The organism is Bacillus cereus group sp. BfR-BA-01331, assembly GCF_022663915.1.
GTDB lineage: Bacteria > Bacillota > Bacilli > Bacillales > Bacillaceae_G > Bacillus_A > Bacillus_A mycoides.
The window spans coordinates 1-4,736 of sequence record NZ_JAKUGJ010000072.1; the positions used below are offsets into that span (position 1 = coordinate 1).

The following is a 4,736-nucleotide window of genomic DNA, read 5'->3' on the forward strand; positions in this document are numbered from 1 at the left end:
TTGCAGTGGAGAATGCAGTAAAACCAACAAAGATTGTCGTAGCCGCAAAGGATATACCCGCTCATACAGAGATTAAAGAGGATATGCTAGTGGAACGCACATTACCTGGTGATTCCATTCCACCCAATGTATTACGCGTGAGTAAGAAAGAGGTCGTAGGAAAATGGACAAATGATGGGCAACCTATCACAGAAAATGGCTATCTCTTCAAAAATAAAGTAGTAAAGAAAGAAGAGTTACCAGACTCTGCAATTTTAAATCTGAAAGATGGAGAAGTTGCTTTCCCGTTACTCGTCGATCTTGAAACAAGTTCAGGGAATAGTATTATTCCTAACACATACGTGGACTTGTATTTTAAACAAGTCGTGAAAGAAGGAGACAATGAGAAGGTTGTATTCGGTGGTCTTTTCCAGCGTGTACGTGTTACGGCTGCAAAAGATAGTAATACAGAAGATGCATTCGTGTTAGAAAAGAAAGAATCAAAAGAGGAACAAGAGGGGAAACAAAAACCGAAGGTAACTCGTTTATATACATTGGCTGTTTCATCAGAACAACTCCAATACTTAAATCGTGCAAAAACGCTTGGAGATGTGATTCCCGTTGCAGTCGGACAAAAAGTGGAACAAACAGGAAAAGGGTTAGAACCAGCTGAAGGATTCTCACAAATATCTGATCAGAAGAACATTTTAGACTATGTAGAGAAACATTCAACCAATCCAATTTCTAAAAATGTAAAAGAATATGTGGCACAGTATCTGAACGAATCCAAATAAGAAAGGGGGTATTAAGATGGAGCGGCAAGTAAGAATAGTTGCTTTTTATGCGACAAACGAAAACGTAGGAAAAAGCACGTTAAGTATTGCAATGGCAAATGAGTTAGCTCATTTAGGGAAGAAGGTGCTTTATGTAGAAGCAGACCAAGTAAGACCAAGCTTTGCAGTTGGAACAGGTCTTACCCATGACAGCAAAAATATGTTAGAGCTTGTGAGAAAAGAAAATGAGTACAATCTCTTGCAGTATATTTGCACAAAACAAGATTTACTAGAGAAAAAATTGAATCCAAGGTTGATACAAAAATTGCACGATAAGATGGATTTTCTGGTATTTCCATCAGGATATAACATGGCTCACTTCCCTGAGATTCAAAACAAAGAATTATTTGTAACAACATTTATAGAATCGCTTGTAGCCACAGAATACGATTACATCATTCTATCAGTACCAACTGAATTATCAGAGGTACTGAGTTATCCAATCTTATATCAATCAGATATTGTGGTTCATGTGCTAAATAGTAACCCTCGTGGTGCTTTAGCAATTAAGCAAGAATTGCAGTTGATAGAAGAAGCGAAGCTGACATTACCTCGTATGATTCATGTTTTGAACATGGGAGATGAGAATTATGTAGAAGATATTGAAAAGCTTTCTTCTCAAAAAATTGCGGTGACCATTCCATATGACAGAGATCGTACAAGTTACGAATGGGGAATGCAGATTGGTTCCCCACAAATTAATACAAAGGTCCATCACATTATGGAAGCAGCTGGTCTTGATATTGTATCCCAGCATACATCCTCTATGAAAAAGGGTATCTTTGGTTTTCGAAATTAAAAGGGGAGGTTAGTAGTATGTGGGGCTATTTACAGGCAAAACAAGTCGCCTTAAAACGAAATCGAGTAGATTTATACCATTTTGGTTATATGATTCGTTCCAAATCGGCTCGAAAATTAGGGACGACTACAGCTCAACAAATTAAAGATATAACGGATGAAATTCGTGCGTTTTTAGTAAAAGAACATCGTGATATTTTAAGTGAGTCCTTTATGAATAAGGAGAAGAGAGCTGCTGTAGAAACGATCATTAAAAACTTTTTGTTAAGTAATCAAGTTGTTATCGCAGATGTTCCTTCGGATCAGTTATTAAACATGGTATGTGATGATATTGTGGGATTCGGGATTATAGAGTCTTTGAAAGAGGATAAGGACGTAACCGATATTTATATAAATGGCACAAAAGAGATTATTTACGAAAAAATTGGGGAGGGAGAATGTACATTTCCTTACCGATTTGAAACAGAAGAAGAAGTCAAAGTTTTAGCCTACAAGATGGTAAACAGTACGTCAGAATCATTAAATACAGCAAAGCCATATGTAGATTGTGTATTTCCGTATATACGTATCAATATTGCGTTAGATGAACTTGGGGGACTAGGAACAACGATAACGATTCGTAAGAATGCGGATCACCTTCGAGCTTCTGAAGAGCGGATGTTATCTACAAATCAAGCATCGAGAGAGATGTTGGACTTTTTGGCCGCAGCCGTGAAAGCCAAAATGAATATTTTAGTGGCGGGAGCAACAGGTACAGGGAAGTCAGAGTTTATGAAATATCTTGCTTCTCATATTCCGAAAGGGAAGAAGAAAGAACGTACTCTCGTAGTAGAAGATAACCCTGAATTATATTTGCATCGTATTTTTCCAGAACATCATTTTGTTCCGATGCAGTGTAGGGCATCGGAAGTAGAAGAGAATGCAATTGACTTTGATAGATTGCTAACAAATGCGTTACGACAAGGACCAAAGCGATTAATAGTAGGGGAATCAAGGGGGAAAGAAGCATTAAAAATGCTGAACTTCTTCCAAACAGGACACCCTGGTTTTACTTCTGTCCATGCAAGAAGTGCAAAAGAAGCAGTTAGACGTTTAATGCTCATGTGTCTGCAAAGTGGTGCAAATATTGACGCCCAGTATTTATATGAATTAATTTCGCAGACATTTGATGTGATTGTCTTTTTAGAGAAGAAAGATGATGGGAATCGTTATATTACAGAGATGATTGAACTATTGGATTATCGAGATGATATACAGTTCAATCAGCTTTCTGAGTTTATCCCGACATATGAGGAACATGATGAAATGAATGAGAGAGTAGGAAAGGTTCATGGAGATCATATCGCTACAGCGACAATGTCGGCTGATATGGAAAGGAAGTTCCGTTCTTCTACTGTAAATCCAGCTCTTTATGCACCATTCCTTACACAACAGGAGGTGCAGTATGCATAGTTTGTTAGCTTATGGATGTATATTCCTCATATTCATGAGTGTACTATTGTTAGTTTTACTTTTTACAAAATCTAAGGGTTCTGCCCTTTCTCAATTTGTACAAGAAAATGAGAAAGAAGAAAGACGCTTAGAATTACGGAATATCAAAGGAATAAGGATGTATCTTCCGCAATCCGTTATCCAGGAAGCCCAAAAGTACGAGTGGAAACTGACGAAAAGTATGTACTGGGTATATACGACACTTTCAGGCATGAGTATTGCAGCAGTATTCTATTTTTCCTTTGGGAGAGATCCTTTTACACTGATTTCCGCTTTATGTGGGTTTTTAGTGCCAAGATTTCTTCTCTATCGAAGAAAAAAACGTTACTACTTGGTTGTCATAGACCGTCTATCTATCTATATGAAAGCTGTAGCAAATGCACTTCAAATTAGTAATAACGCAAAACGTGTGTTACTTCAGGTGAAACCGATGATGCATGAAAGTATTCAAGAAGAAATAGAAAAAGTTTCTCTTTTATTAGAAGGTGGAACAACGATGCACCGTGCATTTAGAGGGTTTAATGAAACCTTTAACTTTAGAGAATTGGTTTTCTTCCACGAAATGTTGGAAGTATGTAGCCGAGAAGGTGGAGCGAATTCAGTGCAAGTCTTACTAGATATTGCAGAAGATTTCGAAAAACAAAAGCTATACCTGGCAAGATTACGTTCTAGTTTGTCACAAGCACAACGTGCTTTTGTACAGAACTGCTTAATAGTTATCGCCATGCCGATTGTCATTATGGTGATGTCAAAAGAGGCGTATGGATTTTTAGCAGGTTCTATGATGGGGAAAATTGCATTAGCGGTAAATATGTTTATTGTATTTTTCCTAGCAACCCGTGTAGAAAAGATTGCAAATTATAACCCGACAGAAAGGGGGGAATAAGATGGACGCGTTTTTAGGTTTAGTCATATTTGTTGTCATGTACTGGGTATTCTCCACCTTTCTACAAAGCAAAAAAGACAGTGGGAGTGTACTTACCCATTATGTAGAAAATGCAAAGCGGATTGAAAAGAAGAATTTGAATCAAATGATGCTTGCTCCTTTCCAATCGTTATCACATAAGTATTTGACAGAAGAAAAGAAAGAGCAGATTCAGAAAAAACTAGAAGAAGCTGGTTTGGATACAAACCCAGAAGAATATTTAAAAATGAAGGTTGCGTATCCCATCATTTTCACCTCTGTTTTCCTAATTTGTAGTGTATTTCATGATTACTACTTATTTAAAGTAGGTGTTTTAATTTCGCCATTCCTTTACTTTTATCCAGACTACTTATTAAAGAGAAAAATGAAGCAGGCGATAGAAGCAAGGAAGTTTGAATTACCGGAGTATTTAATTCCGTTGCTGCAGTTGTTAAAGACACATACAACATTAGAAGCAGTAAAAAAGGCACAGATATATGCAGGGAGACATCTTAGTCCGTATGTATCGACTCTTACAGCAGAATTAGAAATGTATGCGGGCTCGGATCAACCGTTTAGGAACTTCGCAGCAGCTCTAAATAGTCCAGAAGTAAATACCTTTACGATTGCGTTACAACAAGCGCAAAAAACGGACAAGGTACAAAGTCTTCGGATTATGGATTCGCAAATTAAAATGATGCGTGAATTAAAACATGAGAACTACAACCGTC

The 4,736-nt window shown here is 37.3% G+C and carries 5 protein-coding genes; all 5 read left to right on the forward strand.

The window, feature by feature from the left end:
- Positions 1–773, forward strand: a 773-nt coding sequence (gene cpaB / locus MR155_RS32485) for a Flp pilus assembly protein CpaB (protein WP_242312046.1), incomplete at its 5' end; no start/stop codon positions are given.
- A 16-nt stretch (positions 774–789) separates the two neighbouring features.
- The gene (locus tag MR155_RS32490; RefSeq protein ID WP_242312047.1) at positions 790–1,611 is read left to right on the forward strand and encodes an AAA family ATPase; all 822 of its coding nucleotides are present in this window, start codon (positions 790–792) and stop codon (positions 1,609–1,611) included.
- 17 nt (positions 1,612–1,628) lie between these two features.
- Positions 1,629–3,062 (forward strand): TadA family conjugal transfer-associated ATPase, encoded by a 1,434-nt coding sequence (locus MR155_RS32495; RefSeq protein WP_242312048.1) that lies wholly within the window; start codon positions 1,629–1,631, stop codon positions 3,060–3,062.
- Complete coding sequence (locus MR155_RS32500; protein ID WP_242312049.1) at positions 3,055–3,987, forward strand: type II secretion system F family protein; 933 nt, start codon at positions 3,055–3,057, stop codon at positions 3,985–3,987. Before MR155_RS32495 ends, MR155_RS32500 begins: the two co-directional genes overlap by 8 nt.
- Position 3,988: 1 nt before the next feature.
- Positions 3,989–4,736 (forward strand): hypothetical protein (locus tag MR155_RS32505; RefSeq protein WP_242312050.1); only part of this gene is annotated, 748 nt, incomplete at its 3' end.

What these genes read in the sequence shown, in the direction of transcription:
- MR155_RS32490 (WP_242312047.1), top strand. Translation starts at nt 790, where the DNA reads ATGGAGCGGCAAGTAAGAATAGTTGCTTTTTATGCGACAAACGAAAAC.
- MR155_RS32495 (WP_242312048.1), top strand. Translation starts at nt 1,629, where the DNA reads ATGTGGGGCTATTTACAGGCAAAACAAGTCGCCTTAAAACGAAATCGA.
- MR155_RS32500 (WP_242312049.1), top strand. Translation starts at nt 3,055, where the DNA reads ATGCATAGTTTGTTAGCTTATGGATGTATATTCCTCATATTCATGAGT.